The 17,192-nt window shown below is 44.3% G+C and carries 16 protein-coding genes, 1 tRNA gene, 3 rRNA genes and 1 other RNA gene; all 21 read right to left on the reverse strand.

The genetic code is table 11. The features are described 5' to 3' along the window. Nucleotides 1-38 precede the first annotated feature (38 nt). On the reverse strand, nt 39-905 hold the full coding sequence (gene rsmI, locus SJY16_RS00735; RefSeq protein ID WP_377887167.1) for a 16S rRNA (cytidine(1402)-2'-O)-methyltransferase: 867 nt from the start codon (nt 903-905) through the stop codon (nt 39-41). Then, nucleotides 865-1,164: a GIY-YIG nuclease family protein gene (locus SJY16_RS00740; protein ID WP_377887168.1), complete on the reverse strand. Its 300-nt coding sequence runs from the start codon at nt 1,162-1,164 to the stop codon at nt 865-867. Before SJY16_RS00740 ends, rsmI begins: the two co-directional genes overlap by 41 nt. Next, nucleotides 1,154-1,891 carry a tRNA1(Val) (adenine(37)-N6)-methyltransferase gene (locus tag SJY16_RS00745; protein WP_377891998.1) on the reverse strand — a complete coding sequence of 246 codons (738 nt, stop codon included), beginning with the start codon at nt 1,889-1,891 and terminating at the stop codon, nt 1,154-1,156. Before SJY16_RS00745 ends, SJY16_RS00740 begins: the two co-directional genes overlap by 11 nt. A 79-nt stretch (nt 1,892-1,970) precedes the next feature. After that, a complete protein-coding gene (gene yabA, locus SJY16_RS00750; RefSeq protein WP_377887169.1) occupies nt 1,971-2,315 on the reverse strand; it encodes a DNA replication initiation control protein YabA in 345 nt (114 codons plus the stop codon). Between the two features lie 16 nt (nt 2,316-2,331). Next, nucleotides 2,332-3,159, reverse strand: coding sequence for a PSP1 domain-containing protein (locus SJY16_RS00755; protein ID WP_377887170.1), 828 nt, complete (start codon nt 3,157-3,159; stop codon nt 2,332-2,334). Between the two features lie 4 nt (nt 3,160-3,163). Further along, the gene (holB, locus tag SJY16_RS00760; protein ID WP_377887171.1) at nt 3,164-4,150 is read right to left on the reverse strand and encodes a DNA polymerase III subunit delta'; all 987 of its coding nucleotides are present in this window, start codon (nt 4,148-4,150) and stop codon (nt 3,164-3,166) included. Between the two features lie 28 nt (nt 4,151-4,178). After that, the gene (locus tag SJY16_RS00765) at nt 4,179-4,508 is read right to left on the reverse strand and encodes a cyclic-di-AMP receptor (protein WP_224885500.1); all 330 of its coding nucleotides are present in this window, start codon (nt 4,506-4,508) and stop codon (nt 4,179-4,181) included. Between the two features lie 35 nt (nt 4,509-4,543). After that, nucleotides 4,544-5,185 carry a dTMP kinase gene (gene tmk / locus SJY16_RS00770; RefSeq protein ID WP_377887172.1) on the reverse strand — a complete coding sequence of 214 codons (642 nt, stop codon included), beginning with the start codon at nt 5,183-5,185 and terminating at the stop codon, nt 4,544-4,546. 4 nt (nt 5,186-5,189) lie between these two features. Continuing rightward, complete coding sequence (locus tag SJY16_RS00775; RefSeq protein ID WP_377887173.1) at nt 5,190-6,629, reverse strand: aminotransferase class I/II-fold pyridoxal phosphate-dependent enzyme; 1,440 nt, start codon at nt 6,627-6,629, stop codon at nt 5,190-5,192. Between the two features lie 150 nt (nt 6,630-6,779). Then, complete coding sequence (locus SJY16_RS00780) at nt 6,780-6,977, reverse strand: sigma factor G inhibitor Gin (RefSeq protein WP_377887174.1); 198 nt, start codon at nt 6,975-6,977, stop codon at nt 6,780-6,782. A 594-nt stretch (nt 6,978-7,571) separates the two neighbouring features. Next, nucleotides 7,572-7,688 (reverse strand): 5S ribosomal RNA (gene rrf / locus SJY16_RS00785). A 56-nt stretch (nt 7,689-7,744) separates the two neighbouring features. Then, nucleotides 7,745-10,673: ribosomal RNA gene (locus SJY16_RS00790) — 23S ribosomal RNA — on the reverse strand. 261 nt (nt 10,674-10,934) lie between these two features. Then, nucleotides 10,935-12,485: ribosomal RNA gene (locus tag SJY16_RS00795) — 16S ribosomal RNA — on the reverse strand. Together the 16S, 23S and 5S rRNA genes form the textbook arrangement of a ribosomal RNA operon. A gap of 296 nt (nt 12,486-12,781) precedes the next feature. Next, a complete protein-coding gene (locus SJY16_RS00800; RefSeq protein WP_377887175.1) occupies nt 12,782-13,048 on the reverse strand; it encodes a pro-sigmaK processing inhibitor BofA family protein in 267 nt (88 codons plus the stop codon). A gap of 69 nt (nt 13,049-13,117) precedes the next feature. Continuing rightward, nucleotides 13,118-13,339 carry a YaaL family protein gene (locus SJY16_RS00805; RefSeq protein ID WP_377887176.1) on the reverse strand — a complete coding sequence of 74 codons (222 nt, stop codon included), beginning with the start codon at nt 13,337-13,339 and terminating at the stop codon, nt 13,118-13,120. 18 nt (nt 13,340-13,357) lie between these two features. Then, nucleotides 13,358-13,954, reverse strand: coding sequence for a recombination mediator RecR (gene recR, locus SJY16_RS00810; protein WP_377887177.1), 597 nt, complete (start codon nt 13,952-13,954; stop codon nt 13,358-13,360). Between the two features lie 11 nt (nt 13,955-13,965). Continuing rightward, nucleotides 13,966-14,295, reverse strand: coding sequence for a YbaB/EbfC family nucleoid-associated protein (locus tag SJY16_RS00815; RefSeq protein ID WP_377887178.1), 330 nt, complete (start codon nt 14,293-14,295; stop codon nt 13,966-13,968). 31 nt (nt 14,296-14,326) lie between these two features. Beyond that, nucleotides 14,327-16,018: a DNA polymerase III subunit gamma/tau gene (dnaX, locus tag SJY16_RS00820; RefSeq protein ID WP_377887179.1), complete on the reverse strand. Its 1,692-nt coding sequence runs from the start codon at nt 16,016-16,018 to the stop codon at nt 14,327-14,329. 137 nt (nt 16,019-16,155) lie between these two features. Continuing rightward, an RNA gene (gene ffs, locus SJY16_RS00825) (signal recognition particle sRNA large type) lies at nt 16,156-16,421 on the reverse strand. Nucleotides 16,422-16,521: 100 nt separating this feature from the next. Further along, nucleotides 16,522-16,614 (reverse strand) — tRNA-Ser (locus SJY16_RS00830). Nucleotides 16,615-16,641: 27 nt separating this feature from the next. Further along, entirely contained in the window at nt 16,642-17,169 is a 528-nt protein-coding gene (gene tadA / locus SJY16_RS00835; RefSeq protein ID WP_377887180.1) for a tRNA adenosine(34) deaminase TadA, read from the reverse strand. Nucleotides 17,170-17,192: the final 23 nt, after the last annotated feature.

Below are 17,192 nucleotides of genomic sequence, written 5' to 3' on the forward strand. Positions count from 1 at the left end.
CTCCTGCGATGCAGGAGCTTTTATTTTGATATATCTTTTTATTCTACGTGATAGGCTTGATAGACATCACGTTTCGGAATATTACGGTCTTTTGAAACGAGCTTTATCGCTTCTTTGCTTTTTGTTCCTTCATTAATATAGTGCGTAACATGCTCTTCTAATGAATAACCTTCCCACCATGCTTCTGTAGGGAGATGTATCCCACTTCCACCTTCTACAATAACACAGAATTCGCCTCTTATATTCGAATCCTCACACCATGCTAACACTTCTTCAGCTGTTCCTCGTATAAATTCTTCATAACGCTTTGAAAGTTCTCTTGCTATAACAACTTTTCGGTTACCAAGAACCTCCACAACTGCCTTGATCATTTCCTTCAATCTGTGAGGAGCTTCATAAAATAAGATTGGTGAAGGGATAACCTCTAACTGTTCTAACTCTTTTCTTCTTTCCTTTTTCTGTCTAGAAAGAAAACCATAGTAATAAAAATGTTGCGTTGGTAAACCTGATGCGATCAACGCTGTTGTAGCAGCATTCGCTCCAGGTAACGGGATGACAGGTATTTCTCCTTCGACACACTCACAGACAAGTTCGAAACCTGGATCTGAAATAGCGGGCATGCCAGCATCGCTAACTAAAGCAATACTCTTTCCACTTCGCAATTTCTCAATCAACTTTGGTCCGCTTGTCTCCTTATTATGCTCATGATAGCTCGTAAGTGTTGTTTCAATTTCAAAATGATTTGTTAACTTCTTTGATTGCCTTGTATCCTCAGCTGCAATAAGATCGACTTCATTTAGAATCTTTACCGCTCGAAACGTCATGTCATCTAAATTCCCTATGGGAGTGGGGACAAGATATAGTTTACCTGTTTCGCTTTCCTTGTAACTCTGTTGGCTCCACATGCTCGAACACTTCCTTTTCTATCAAAGACATTTTCTGGGCTCGGGTTAATTGTTTGATGCGATACTCTTCCTGAAGAGCCTTTCGCTTCGTTTTGTATGTTGCATAATACACGAGTGAAAAAGGCCCTCTCCCTCGCGTATATTTAGCACCTTTTCCTCTTTCATGCTGAGTGATGCGGTGAGTTAAATCGGTTGTATACCCAGTGTAAAAACTATCGTCCTTGCACCTCAGCATATAAACGATATGCTCACAGCTCATTGTAAAGTGCTTTCATTTCGCTAGTATAAGTGCCGTTATCTTCATAAACAACAAACGGAGGAAGTACTTTCAAGTCAGGTTTTCCATCCTTAATACCTTCTATTAATAAAACATTTGCTTCTTTATTCGCCTTTGGATAGACAAGCTGCATTCGCTTTGGTTCAATTCTATATTTCCTCATCATGGTCATTATATCCAGAAGTCTTTCTGGACGATGAACAAGAGACACCTTGCCACCTTGTTTGACCAGGCTACTGCATGCTTGGATAACATCATCAAGTGTACATAGGACTTCATGCCTTGCTATTGTTAAATGCTCATTTAAGTTCCGTTGCTCATTTCTCTTACTTTTAAAATATGGAGGATTACATGTGACCGCATCATATGATTCTCTCTTCATTTCTGTTGGCAGATCCTTAAGGTCTCCATTGTATAACGTGATCTGGTCATGTAAATCATTTAACGCAACACTACGTTGTCCCATATCATAAAGTCTTTGTTGAATCTCTAATCCATCGATCATAACCTTACTTTTCCTTGATAACAATAACGGAATGATTCCATTACCTGAACAAAGATCAGCCGTTTTACCGCGTGTAATAGGAACCCAGGCAAAATGAGCAAGCAGGATTGCATCTAGAGAAAATGAAAAGACGTTGGGACTTTGAATAATACTTAATTCATTCTCTACGATATAATCCAAACGTTCATCTTCGTATAAGTCCATCATGGTGTTCTCCTAACTCGTTAGTATTTCTAAATAACGTCTAAAAAAAGGTCTTTCCACCTAAGGAAAGACCATACCACTACTTTTTATTTAAGAACGATAGACAGAAGAGGCAATCTCCCTCCGTCCGAATACTCCCGTAGTGAAGGTTGCAAATATGAAAGCCTTCTTGGTATAACCGGGCAAGGTTATCATAGCCCTCACCAACTTCAGGCTTTCCTCTTTTCTTTCTGCCTGATGACTTACCTCCCGGCTCAGAAGTTTGTTCTAACCGCTCTCGCAAGTGGTGATTCTCAATTTCGAGATGGTGATTTTCTTCTAGCATAGCTGCTAAATGTTCCTTTAAATCGCCGAGTTGTTTATATAAGTCACCAATCTGTTCCTCCATTGAGCTTACTCGTGAAAAAACTTCTTTTTTCTCCACTTCCGTTCCACCTCAATCACTCTGTGGCTTGCGTAGATACTGCGCCGTCTTGTATTAATTCATCTAATGTATATTCTGTAACTCGATTCAGTTCAAATAACTCGACCTGAACGAGTCGTTCAAGTATATTCAACCCTACAACTTTACCTTTACCCTGACCTGTATTAATTGTTTTACCCACGTCAGGAAGTTCTTTCTTGCCTGATTCATATTCATCATTCTCATACTTCAAGCAGCACATCAAACGGCCACAAAGACCTGAAATTTTCGCTGGATTTAATGAGAGGTTCTGATCTTTAGCCATTTTGATAGATACCGGTTCAAAGTCCCCAAGCCATGTTGAACAGCATAGCATTCTGCCACATGGACCGATACCACCAAGCATTTTAGCTTCATCTCTTACACCAATTTGGCGAAGTTCAATTCTTGTTCTAAATATTGAAGCAAGACCCTTAACTAAATCTCGAAAATCGACTCTTCCGTCAGCTGTGAAATAGAAAATGATTTTGTTTCGATCAAAGGTATATTCTACATCAACAAGCTTCATGTCGAGCTTGTACTCTTCAATTTTAGAACCACATACTTCGAATGCTTCTTCTGCTGCACTCTTATTATCATCAACCGCTAAACGATCTTTCTCATCCGCGATTCGTATTACTTTCTTGAGGGGAAGAACAACGTCTTCTTCATCAACTTTCTTATTAGCTATTACTACTTTTCCGAACTCGACTCCGCGTGCAGTCTCTACAATAACGAATTCTTTATTAGAGACTTGGAGGTTATTCGGGTCAAAGTAATAGATTTTTCCCGCCTTTTTAAAGCGTACACCGACTACTTCATACACAAACTTATCCCTCCCGTAACCTGAGCACTAACTGTTCCATTACAAACTGCGGGTTTGTATTGGCGCTCAGACGTCTTTTGGCATCAAGTATCGCCATCATATGCTCGCTTATTCGCTTCCTTGGGAATTGAAGGGCATAACGTTCGAGCTTATCTTTATGATCTGCATAGACAATCCGTTCATCTTGCAGTTGTATCTTCATTAAATCTTTGTACCAGAACAGCATAAGGTTTAGCCCCATGTCTTGCTGCGATTTATCCTTGAAATGTGCGAGCCACTTATCATGGATTGTTAGAAAAACTTGATGAGGCCGTTCCTTCAACTCTTCAGTCAATTGTATCACTATCGCTCTGGCCTGTGCAAACCACTCATCCCTCGCAAGTTCTATTGCTTTTCCCTTATCGTTCGTTAATTGTGAAGCAAGTTTGGCTAGCTGTGTTGAGATTCCTTCGCTCTCTAGTTCTTTTTCAACATTGCTAACCGACAACGGGCGAAATGTAAGCACCTGGCATCTTGAGTAGATCGTTGGCAGTATATGCTGCTTTTGTTCAGTTAAAAGAATGGCCATTGTCATTTTACCAGGTTCTTCTAAAAACTTCAGCAAACTATTTGCAGCTTGCGTCGTCATTTTATCTGAGTAATTAAGGATATAAACCTTTTTATTCGATTCCACACCTAAATAAGAAAATTCTTTTTGAAGTTTACGTATTTGATCTATTTTAATCGATTGTCCATCTGGTTCTACTAGATGTAAATCTGGGTGGTTCCCAGAATCAACTCGCTTGCAATCTTTACAAGTTTGGCAAGGATCAATACCGGTCCTTTCTTGGCAAAAGTATGTTTTTGCTATATGCACAGCAATTTCCTTCTTACCCGTACCAGCTCCCCCATCAAATAGGTATGCATGAGAAAGTCTATCTTTCTTAAAACTATTCATAACCATTCGTACTACAGTCGGCTGTCGCTCTTCTAATTGATTCCAATCCGTCATTTTCAATCACTCATTCCAAACGTACATTTTAGAAATGGTGGAACGCTTCTACAGGTAATACAAATACAGTAGCGCCTCCAACAGATACTTCAACTGGGTATGGTACATAAGAATCTGCATTTCCACCCATTGGCGAAACAGGTGCAACCATTTGATCTCTGCTCTGACAATTATCTTTAATGATATCAAGAAGCTTTTGCACTCTGTGGTCTTCAGTACCAATTAGAAAGGTTGTATTTCCTGCTCGTAAAAATCCACCGGTTGTTGCAAGCTTGGTCGCCTGAAAATTGTGGTCGACCAGGGCATTTGATAATCGATTACTATCTTTATCCTGAACGACTGCCATCACTAATTTCATGATTATCCCTCCTCGGGCGGCGAGCATGAACCCCGTTATTTATTGTTCTTACAATAGTTATCCCACAAAGCTACGAAATCCTCTTTTATTACATGAAAAATCTCATCTACTTGATTATCCCCATTCACAAGCGTGATTCTCTCTTGATTATGATCATGCAGTTCAAGAAAAGCCTGACGTACTTTTTCATGATATTCTGTTCCTTTTTGCTCGATACGATCAAGTTGGTTCCTTGCTACCATACGTTCTTTTCCAATTTCAACTGGAAGGTCAATCATATAGCTTCGGTCTGGCGATAGCCCACCTGTAGCAAACTCGTTGATCAACTTGATAGATTCTACACTGACACCAAGGCCTACACCTTGATAAGCGATGGACGCATCAACAAAGCGGTCACATAGAACTACATAACCTTGCTTTAGTGCGGGGATGATTTTTTCTTTAACGTGTTGAGACCGAGATGCTGCATACAATAATACTTCTGTCTCATCAACCATTTCAGCATGCTCAGGATCTAAAATAAGCGATCTGATTTTATCACTTATTGCTGTCCCTCCCGGCTCTCTTGTATGAATAAAGGGAATGTCCTTTTCACTTAAATACTCGGAAAGTTTGTGAACCTGTGTGGACTTACCTGCTCCATCAGGTCCTTCAAACGTAATAAATAATCCTCTCAATGCCTTACTCCTCTTCTACTGCAGTTGTTATTTCATTCCCCTTCATCCCCTGTACGTGGCCACCTTCACTGAGCACGCTCTGTAAGAATGTCACATGTTGACCTGTAAATCGTTCGCCAGGCATAACCACTGGAATCCCTGGTGGATATGGGGTAATTGCTTTTGCAGATATATATCCTTCTATATCACTTACGTCTTTATCTCGTTTGTTCATTTTCTCCATTTCTTCAAAAGAATAAGCAGGTTTTGTTATTTCTTCATCTATTTCTTTATTATTGTAGGAAACGAACGGATTACTATCATACCGTATCGCAATTTCCTTGAATACACGGACCGTCTTCTCGTAATCATGTTTCTTTGATGCAAGCGGAAGAACGAGAAGGACATTTAATGTATCAGCTAACTCAGGAAAAATAGATTCTTGCTCTAACTCATCAGCTAATTGGAAACCTGTTAAACCTTTTACTTGAAGTGTTACCTTCAATGGGTCAATGTCATGGATTCCCGAATTAGTCGTATTTATTACAGTAACTCCCTTTATACGATCTAGCCTTATTTTAAAATCTTCTATCTCAGAGATAATCAATTCGATTTCTTCATTCGATAATGAAGAAAGATAATATCGCGCTAAATCAAGGGAAGCCATAATCGGATAAGAAGGACTACTAGACTGAAGCATTTGTAAGTAGTCATTTACCTTTAACGCATACTTTTCATTCACGGTATGCAAATATGCGCCCATAGTCATAGCAGGCAGTGTCTTATGAGCAGATTGAACAACAAGGTCTGCACCATAGTTGATTGCACTTTGTGGGAAAAATCGAGATTTTCCGAAATGTGCTCCATGAGCTTCATCTACGATAACAGTCATATGATTCTTATGAGCAAGAGTTATCAGCTTCTCCATATCATTCGACATGCCATAATAATTTGGATGTGTTAACACTAGCGTACTCGCCTCAGGATACATCGCTATTGCTTGTGCAAGACGATCAACCGGCACTCCAGTCGCAACCTGACTCTTATTCTCAATATCAGGTGCAAGAAAGACAGGCTTTGCTTTTGTTAATCTTAATCCATTTATTATAGATTTGTGGCAATTTTTTTGAACAAGAACTGTATCGCCTTCCTGACACACCGCCATCATCATCGCTAGATTTCCTGCTGTTGAGCCCCCAACTAAAAACCTGGTTTGTACGGTGCCATAAAGCTCGGAAGCTAATTCCTCAGCTTCTTTTATCACTCCATATGCATCGTGTAAATCATCAAGTCCGGTAAGCTCTGTTGCATCGATTGACATAACATGCTTAAATACCTCTTCTGCATTCCCTATACTAGGAATAACCTTACCACTTTTATGTCCAGGCACATGATAGGAGATCGGATTTTTCTCGCTCCAATCCGTTAGTGCTTCTAGTAATGGTACTCTATTTTGGTCTCTCATCTATTCCACTTCTATCTATTAAAATATAGTTGCCCATATACTTGTATTCTATCATTATCTGGCAAGGACGAGAAGTAATGGCCGAAGGATAAAGTGCGTATATACAGCTTTATGGCAAAAAAAAAGACAGCCAATTTATCAGCTATCCCGTTATGCTAAACGACTTAGTCGTAATTTACGTAGTTTTTCTAAGTAGTACTGGTAGTTTGCGTGACTTGTATCTGTTTCAATTACCTTCCGTTCACAGTCAAAACATATAAAACGCTCACAAATATGAATTCCTTTTAAACTCGTTTCCTCACAAACAAGACAGATTTCTCCTATACTCTGTCTTACCGAATTCTCCATCGTCCCACCTCCATGATAAAAGCTTTGCCCAGTTATATGAAATTTATACATTACTGTTATCACTTCTCAGCAGGAATATTAGGTTTCTTTCTAAGGATATGTGACAGCTGCCTATTCCGTGTCTGTCTTATGGTAAAAGGTATGAAAAAAACGCTTGAGTGGATGGTATCAGCGATAATCTTGATATATCCGCGAAACCGAAGTTCAAACCATTAATTACACAAACCCACATTCAGACAACACAAAAAAGCCAGAGGCTTGATCTCTGACTTCTCACTTGCCTAGCGACGTCCTGCTCAGGGGGAGAGCCCCCAACTACCATCGGCGCGCGAGCTTAACTTCCGTGTTCTCATACGGGGCGCGATAAGCTACGAACTCGCCAGCTGCGCGATCCTGGATCCTCATAGATCTCCGACTACCTACTCCGGTCCAGTCTCACTTGCTTCCTCGAATTTCTTGCTTCTCCCACCCCTACGAAGCTTTCGAGGATGTTCTTGAATGTAAATCATGATGGAATACCACCTCACGGTACTACTCAAACGAAAAAAACATATAAAAAAGCCAGAGATCATAATGACCTCTGACTTCTCACTTGCCTAGCGACGTCCTACTCTTGCAGGGGGAGATCCCCCAACTACCATCGGCGCTGAAGAGCTTAACTTCCGTGTTCGGCATGGGAACGGGTGTGACCTCTTCGCCTTCATCACTAGACTATTCAGGTATTCCCTGAAAACTAGATAGCATGCAACAACGTATTCCAATATTTTTAGGTTAAGCCCTCGATCGATTAGTATTCGTCAGCTCCACGTGTCGCCACGCTTCCACCCCGAACCTATCAACCTCATCATCTCTGAGGGATCTTACCAGCTTGACGCTGTGGGAAATCTCATCTCGAGGGGGGCTTCATGCTTAGATGCTTTCAGCACTTATCCCTTCCACACGTAGCTACCCAGCTATGCTCCTGGCGGAACAACTGGTACACCAGCGGTGTGTCCATCCCGGTCCTCTCGTACTAAGGACAGCTCCTCTCAAATTTCCTGCGCCCGCGACGGATAGGGACCGAACTGTCTCACGACGTTCTGAACCCAGCTCGCGTACCGCTTTAATGGGCGAACAGCCCAACCCTTGGGACCTACTTCAGCCCCAGGATGCGATGAGCCGACATCGAGGTGCCAAACCTCCCCGTCGATGTGGACTCTTGGGGGAGATAAGCCTGTTATCCCCAGGGTAGCTTTTATCCGTTGAGCGATGGCCCTTCCATGCGGAACCACCGGATCACTAAGCCCGACTTTCGTCCCTGCTCGACTTGTAGGTCTCGCAGTCAAGCTCCCTTGTGCCTTTACACTCTGCGAATGATTTCCAACCATTCTGAGGGAACCTTTGGGCGCCTCCGTTACTCTTTAGGAGGCGACCGCCCCAGTCAAACTGCCCACCTGACACTGTCTCCGCACCGGATCACGGTGCTGGGTTAGAATGTCAGTACAGCCAGGGTAGTATCCCACCGACGCCTCCACCGAACCTAGCGGTCCGGCTTCTATGGCTCCTACCTATCCTGTACAAGCTGTACCAAAATCCAATATCAGGCTACAGTAAAGCTCCATGGGGTCTTTCCGTCCTGTCGCGGGTAACCTGCATCTTCACAGGTACTATAATTTCACCGGGTCTCTCGTTGAGACAGTATCCAAGTCGTTGCACCTTTCGTGCGGGTCGGAACTTACCCGACAAGGAATTTCGCTACCTTAGGACCGTTATAGTTACGGCCGCCGTTTACTGGGGCTTCGATTCAGAGCTTCTCCCGTAAGGGATAACCCCTCCTCTTAACCTTCCAGCACCGGGCAGGTGTCAGCCCCTATACATCGCCTTGCGGCTTGGCAGAGACCTGTGTTTTTGCTAAACAGTCGCTTGGATCTTTTCACTGCGGCTCCCCTGGGCTATTCACCCGAGGAAGCACCCCTTCTCCCGAAGTTACGGGGTCATTTTGCCGAGTTCCTTAACGAGAGTTCTCCCGATCGTCTTAGGATTCTCTCCTCGCCTACCTGTGTCGGTTTGCGGTACGGGCACCTCTTTCCTCACTAGAGGCTTTTCTTGGCAGTGTAGAATCAGGGACTTCGGTACTTAATTCCCTCGCCATCACGACTCAGCCTTCACGGTGAACGGATTTGCCTATTCACCAGCCTAATCGCTTGGACGCGCATTTCCAGCAGCGCGCTCTCCCTATCTTTCTGCGTCCCCCCGTCGTTCAAACGGAAAGGAGGTGGTACAGGAATATCAACCTGTTATCCATCGCCTACGCCTTTCGGCCTCGGCTTAGGTCCCGACTAACCCTGAGCGGACGAGCCTTCCTCAGGAAACCTTGGGCTTTCGACGGACAAGATTCTCACTTGTCTTTCGCTACTCATACCGGCATTCTCACTTCTAAGCGCTCCACCAGTCCTTTCGGTCTGACTTCGCAGCCCTTAGAACGCTCTCCTACCATTGTCGTAAGACAATCCACAGCTTCGGTGATACGTTTAGCCCCGGTACATTTTCGGCGCAGCGTCACTCGACCAGTGAGCTATTACGCACTCTTTAAATGATGGCTGCTTCTAAGCCAACATCCTGGTTGTCTAAGCAACGCCACATCCTTTTCCACTTAACGTATACTTTGGGACCTTAGCTGGTGGTCTGGGCTGTTTCCCTCTCGACTACGGATCTTATCACTCGCAGTCTGACTCCCGCGGATAAATCGTTGGCATTCGGAGTTTGACTGGATTCGGTAATCCGGTAGGGACCCCTAGTCCAATCAGTGCTCTACCTCCAAGATTCTTGCCGCGAGGCTAGCCCTAAAGCTATTTCGGAGAGAACCAGCTATCTCCGGGTTCGATTGGCATTTCACCGCTACCCACACCTCATCCCCGCATTTTTCAACATGCGTGGGTTCGGGCCTCCATTCAGTGTTACCTGAACTTCACCCTGGACATGGGTAGATCACCCGGTTTCGGGTCTACGACCACGTACTATTTCGCCCTATTCAGACTCGCTTTCGCTGCGGCTCCGCCTTCTCGGCTTAACCTTGCACGGGATCGTAACTCGCCGGTTCATTCTACAAAAGGCACGCTGTCACCCATTAACGGGCTCCAACTAGTTGTAGGCACACGGTTTCAGGTTCTCTTTCACTCCCCTTCCGGGGTGCTTTTCACCTTTCCCTCACGGTACTGGTTCACTATCGGTCACTAGAGAGTATTTAGCCTTGGGAGATGGTCCTCCCGGATTCCGACGGGGTTTCACGTGTCCCGCCGTACTCAGGATCCGTCTCGGAGGGCAGCGGATTTTGACTACAGGATTGTTACCTTCTCTGATGGACCTTTCCAGGTCGCTTCGTCTATCCGTGCCTTTGTAACTCCAATGAGACGTCCTACAACCCCAGAGGGCAAGCCCTCTGGTTTGGGCTGATTCCGTTTCGCTCGCCGCTACTCAGGAAATCGCGATTGCTTTCTCTTCCTCCGGGTAATGAGATGTTTCAGTTCCCCGGGTCTGCTCTTTACTTCCTATGTATTCAGAAGTAAATACCATCCCATTACGGATGGTGGGTTCCCCCATTCGGAAATCTCCGGATCAAAGCGTACTTACTGCTCCCCGAAGCATATCGGTGTTCGTCCCGTCCTTCATCAGCTTCTAGTGCCAAGGCATCCACCGTGCGCCCTTAGTAGCTTAACCTTAGATTTCATTAGAAACAATGTCTCTAACTCCATCGATGCACATCGTAAGATGTGACTAACTAAGAAATAACGCAAAAAATAATTCTTTATTGGATGTCGTTGTTTATGCTATCTAGTTTTCAAGGAACGTGGCTACTTCTTGAATCCGCTAATGCTTCATCAAATCAGCCTGTTTTGAAAGAATACAATCATTCTTTCAAAACTAAACGAAACGCTCATGCAAGTTTGGCAACCAATGTTGCCTCGTAATTCTCCATAGAAAGGAGGTGATCCAGCCGCACCTTCCGATACGGCTACCTTGTTACGACTTCACCCCAATCATTTGTCCCACCTTCGGCGGCTGGCTCCAAAAGGTTACCTCACCGACTTCGGGTGTTACAAACTCTCGTGGTGTGACGGGCGGTGTGTACAAGGCCCGGGAACGTATTCACCGCGGCATGCTGATCCGCGATTACTAGCAATTCCGGCTTCATGTAGGCGAGTTGCAGCCTACAATCCGAACTGAGAACGGCTTTATGGGATTCGCTTCACCTCGCGGTGTCGCAGCCCTTTGTACCGTCCATTGTAGCACGTGTGTAGCCCAGGTCATAAGGGGCATGATGATTTGACGTCGTCCCCACCTTCCTCCGGTTTGTCACCGGCAGTCACCTTAGAGTGCCCAACTGAATGCTGGCAACTAAGATCAAGGGTTGCGCTCGTTGCGGGACTTAACCCAACATCTCACGACACGAGCTGACGACAACCATGCACCACCTGTCACTCTGTCCCCCGAAGGGGAACGTCCTATCTCTAGGAGTGGCAGAGGATGTCAAGACCTGGTAAGGTTCTTCGCGTTGCTTCGAATTAAACCACATGCTCCACTGCTTGTGCGGGCCCCCGTCAATTCCTTTGAGTTTCAACCTTGCGGTCGTACTCCCCAGGCGGAGTGCTTAATGTGTTAACTTCAGCACTGAGGGTGGAACCCCCCAACACCTAGCACTCATCGTTTACGGCGTGGACTACCAGGGTATCTAATCCTGTTCGCTCCCCACGCTTTCGCGCCTCAGCGTCAGTTACAGACCAGAGAGCCGCCTTCGCCACTGGTGTTCCTCCACATATCTACGCATTTCACCGCTACACGTGGAATTCCACTCTCCTCTTCTGCACTCAAGTCCCCCAGTTTCCAATGGCCCTCCACGGTTGAGCCGTGGGCTTTCACATCAGACTTAAGAGACCGCCTGCGCGCGCTTTACGCCCAATAATTCCGGACAACGCTTGCCACCTACGTATTACCGCGGCTGCTGGCACGTAGTTAGCCGTGGCTTTCTGGTTAGGTACCGTCAAGGTACCGCCCTATTCGAACGGTACTTGTTCTTCCCTAACAACAGAGCTTTACGACCCGAAAGCCTTCGTCACTCACGCGGCGTTGCTCCGTCAGACTTTCGTCCATTGCGGAAGATTCCCTACTGCTGCCTCCCGTAGGAGTCTGGGCCGTGTCTCAGTCCCAGTGTGGCCGATCACCCTCTCAGGTCGGCTACGCATCGTTGCCTTGGTAAGCCATTACCTTACCAACTAGCTAATGCGCCGCGGGCCCATCCTACAGTGTTAGCTCGAAAGCCAACTTTCAACGTTGCATCATGCGATGCTATGTATTACCCGGTATTAGCTCCGGTTTCCCGGAGTTATCCCAGTCTGTAGGGCAGGTTGCCCACGTGTTACTCACCCGTCCGCCGCTGAGAAATAGGAGCAAGCTCCTATTTCTCCGCTCGACTTGCATGTATTAGGCACGCCGCCAGCGTTCGTCCTGAGCCAGGATCAAACTCTCCGATAGAAAGTCTAATCTAGCTTTAAAACTTGTTGTTTCCGTAGAAACAATTTCTTGCATGGCGTTTCGTTCAGTTTTCAAAGATCGATTTGTTTCTTTCAATGTCGTTTTCAGCGACTTTATTAATATAACATATTAATTGTTTCGTCGTCAATAACTTTATTTGAAAGTTTTGTTTGTCTGCCGTGTTGTTTCGGCGACATTTATAACTATAACAACTATAATAATTAAACGCAACCCTTTTTAATAAAATTATTTCAGAAAAACAAAAAAGGACTCGTTTGGTAACGAGTTCCCTCCGTTTAAGCTAGGATAATCAGCTGAATGGCAGCTAGAGCAACTAGACCAGGGATTCCTAAAAACCCTGAAATAGCCGCAGTACCAAAGTTGATAGGTACATGTAGATCAAACGGTGTACCGAATGTATTCAAAAAGAATAATAGCAGAGCGCCTATGGCAAGTTTGATCAAACCATGACCAATCCAGCGCATTGGCTTTAATGGCGCTCCTATAAAAAGTAACAGGACAATACATATCGCGAATAATCCGATGACGAGTTTAGGATCCATAAAAGTCCCCCGCTCTTTTCCAGAATTATTAAAGTGTATGTCTGTCCAAATAAAAAAGAACGGGAAGTTTTAAGGCTTCCCCATTCTTATCTTTCTTCGCTTTGCTTCTTTTAATAGGAAGAAATATTTTGCTTCATCGAGTTTCAATCGTGCAAGAACTGCACCGGAAGGTTCGACGCTTCGTCCTACTATTTCTTTTTGTTTATTCCAAACTTCTTTTAATTCTTGCAGCGTTTGAATCAAATGCTCATCAGCTTGCTTTCTTAAATAGCCTTTTCGTTTGAAGAACATATCATTTCCCCCTGCTGCTTATAATTCACGGCGTCCTTCTAATGCTTTAGACAGAGTAACCTCATCAGCGTATTCCAAATCGCCTCCGACCGGAAGACCATGTGCGATCCGTGTAATACGAATGCCAGTAGGTTTCACTAGTCTTGCGATATACATTGCTGTAGCTTCTCCTTCAATCGTAGGATCCGTAGCAAGGATGATCTCTGTAACTGTATCGTCTTGCAGACGCTTTAATAACTCTGGAACTTTAATATCTTCTGGTCCAATACCATCCACGGGAGAAATTGCGCCGTGAAGTACATGGTATAAACCAGTGTAATCTTTCATTTTCTCAACCGCGATTACATCCTTCGCATCTTGTACGACACAAATAACCGTTTCATCTCGATGGCTATCTGAACAAATTCGGCAAGGGTCCGTGTCAGTGATGTGATTGCAGACTGAGCAATACGTTAATTGACGCTTCGCATTCACTAGCGCCTTACCGAAATCTAGCACATCATCGTCTTTCATTTCTAGCACGAAAAAAGCCAGGCGGACCGCCGTTTTTGGTCCGATTCCCGGCAATTTCATAAAACTATCGATTAGTTTTGATATTGGTTCAGGATAATGCACCTGCATACCCCCTATGTTAATCCAGGTATATTAAGTCCCTGTGTGAATTTACCCATGTCTTTGTTAACAAGCTCATCTACATTACGAAGAGCATCGTTTGTTGCTGCTAGGATTAAATCTTGAAGCATGTCGATGTCATCTGGATCTACAACTTCTTCCTTAACCGTTACTTCAAGAACTTCTTTGTGTCCGTTAGCTTTTACAACGACCATTCCGCCACCAGCAGAACCTTCAACGATCTTATCCTTTAATTCTTCTTGCGCTTTAGCCATGTCCTTTTGCATTTTCTGCATTTGTTTCATCATGTTGTTGTTCATGCCGCCACCCATTCCGCGTTTCATATAAAAACTCCTCCTTATTTATAATTAGATTTTAAGATTGAATATCAAGCAAATCATCGCCAACAAGGCGTCTTGCTTCTGATACAAGTGGATCTTCGCCTTCATCAGAGCTTTCATTGCCACTAGGTTCTGGTTCATCCCTAGTTTTCAGGAATTCGGCGCGAATGTCCTGCCAATCTCCTTCAACGATCCCCACCATCTCCATGTCTCTACCTAAGGTTCTTGTAAGAACACTTTCGACAGTCCCACGTATGTTATCCTTTGCAGCCATCTGACAGTGCATGTCATATTGGAAAGAAAGTAAAAAAGTTTTGTCAGTGGCCGCAACAGGCTCACTGTCTTTTAACCAGGCATGTGCTGACACTTTTTCCTGACGAACGTTCTCCATTACTTCTCCCCAGACACTTTTCACCTTCATAAGGTCCTGCTTCGTTGCCTTTTTGAGGATCTCTTTTATTTTACCATGAGATACGCTAGATTTCTGTTTCGATGGTTTAAATTGTTTTTTCGGTTTGGACTCTTGTTCAGATTCTACCTGCTTGACCTCAATTCCTTTTTGCTTCAACTCATTTAGTTCAAGTTCAAGCTTTTGGATGCGATCAAGAAGTTCACTCTGATCTTGAGTTGCTTGGCTCGCTGTTTCTTCCTGACAGATTTGAACAAGTGCCAGTTCAAGAAAAATACGAGGATGATTTGTCCACTTCATTTCTTGTTGATTGCGGTTAAGGGTTTCGATGACCTTATATACCCAATCTTTTGAACTGTTCTTTGCAAGGTTTTGGAAAGATTCATCCACCTTCACGCGTTCTTCAACTTCTTCAAGCTGAGGTGCTGTCTGGAAAAGGAGTAAATCTCTAAAGTAATAGATGAGATCCTCTAAAAAGCGCGCTGCGTCCTTTCCGTGTTCCATCAATTCTTCTACTGCATTAAGAGCTTCAGCTACATCTTTCTCGAAAAAAGCCGCCGCTATTCTAGAAATCATCTTCTGCGAAACGCTTCCGGTTACTGCAAGAACATCGTCAAGAATAACTTCTGCTTCACTATATGATATCGCCTGATCAAGAATGCTTAGCGCATCCCTCATCCCTCCATCTGCCGCTCTTGCTACCTGATAGAGAGCATCTTCTTGAACCTGGATACCTTGAGCCTCTATGATCGTTTGTAATCTCCCAACAATATCATGAGCCGTGATCCTTCTCATATCAAAGCGCTGGCACCTAGATATAATCGTTAGCGGTATCTTATGGGGCTCAGTGGTTGCTAGAATAAATACAACGTGTTTTGGTGGTTCTTCAAGTGTTTTCAGCAAAGCATTAAATGCTCCTGTCGACAGCATGTGAACCTCATCTATAATGTACACCTTATATGAAACAGAACTCGGCGCGTACTTCACTTTATCGCGAATGTCTCGAATATCATCGACACCTGTATTTGAAGCAGCATCGATTTCAATAACATCCGATATCGAACCATCTGTGATCCCAAGACATGCTGAGCATTCGTTACAAGGTTCAGCTACTGGCGCTTTTTCACAGTTAATTGCTTTTGCAATAATTTTCGCAGCACTAGTTTTTCCCGTTCCTCGAGGTCCTGTAAACAAATAGGCGTGAGAGATTTTTTGCTGTATGAGTGCATTTTGAATTGTTCGTGTAACATGCTTCTGGCCGACTACGTCTTCAAAAGCCTGCGGCCTCCAAACACGATATAGCGCTTGATAACTCATTCGCCTACTCTCCTCCTAACCTCATCATACTTTTCTATTATACCGCTTCATTCTATCTAATTCAAAAAACATTCTTAGAAATTAGACATAAAAAAACTCACTCTGCACAGAGTGAGTTGGACATTTCATTATTAAAACCGTGCACCTTCCTTTGATAAAGCCACCACAGGCGTTACCTGAACAGTTAGCTCAATCCGGGCACTCCCGCGGCACACAGAGGAATCTACTTACTGCTGCTTCCTTCCGGACCTGACAGGGTTCGTAGGACTCTGTTGCGCAGGACCCGAATGTCAACACCACTTATTCAGGGCAGACCCCGCAGTAGCTAAACCTCGGGAAGGGATTCAGTCTCGCTGTAGCGGATTGCGAGTACAGGGCACCGCTAATTCCCCACCTAGCACGGCAAATTTGATAACATTTTTAGTGCACGTCTAACGTGCAAAATCTAGTATATCGCATAAAAATAAAAATATCAATAGATGACGTTATCCATCTTTTTTATATGGCGGAGGCGAGAGGATTCGAACCCCCGCGGCGCGTGAACGCCCTAGCTGATTTCGAGTCAGCCCCCTTCAGCCAGACTTGGGTACGCCCCCATCTATCAATTTATTTTGCAAAACATACTATAACATCTCACCTGAGTTCGTATCAAACGTTTCCTTTTTCCTTCGTTTTTCTTCTTTCCGCTGTTCCCTCAACGCGCGAAAAAATGACGATAACATTGAGCCACATTCTTCCTTCATTACCCCACGCGAGATCTCTGCTTGATGATTAAAGCGCGCGTCGTCTAGGAGGTTCATGAGAGTACCTGCGCACCCGCCCTTTGGATCACTTGCACCATACACCACTCGTTCCACTCTTGAAAGTACAATTGCACCGCTGCACATTGCACAAGGTTCGAGCGTTACATATAACGTACACCCAGTCAGCCTCCAGCTTCCTGTTACCTTGCAAGCCTCATCGATTGCAAGTAGTTCAGCATGAGCTACAGAACGCTGTTCAGTTTCTCTCAAGTTGTATGCCGATGCAATTACTTCGTTGTCTTTCACGATGACAGCACCAATAGGGACTTCGCCTATTTTCTCTGCTTTCTTTGCTTCTTCAATTGCTTTTTCCATAAAATCACGATCGCTGTAAGGTGTATCTTTCATAAGAGCGGCTCCTTCTTAGAATG

Origin of the sequence: Alkalihalobacillus sp. R86527, from assembly GCF_042466185.1 — a bacterium.
GTDB lineage: Bacteria > Bacillota > Bacilli > Bacillales > Guptibacillaceae > Guptibacillus.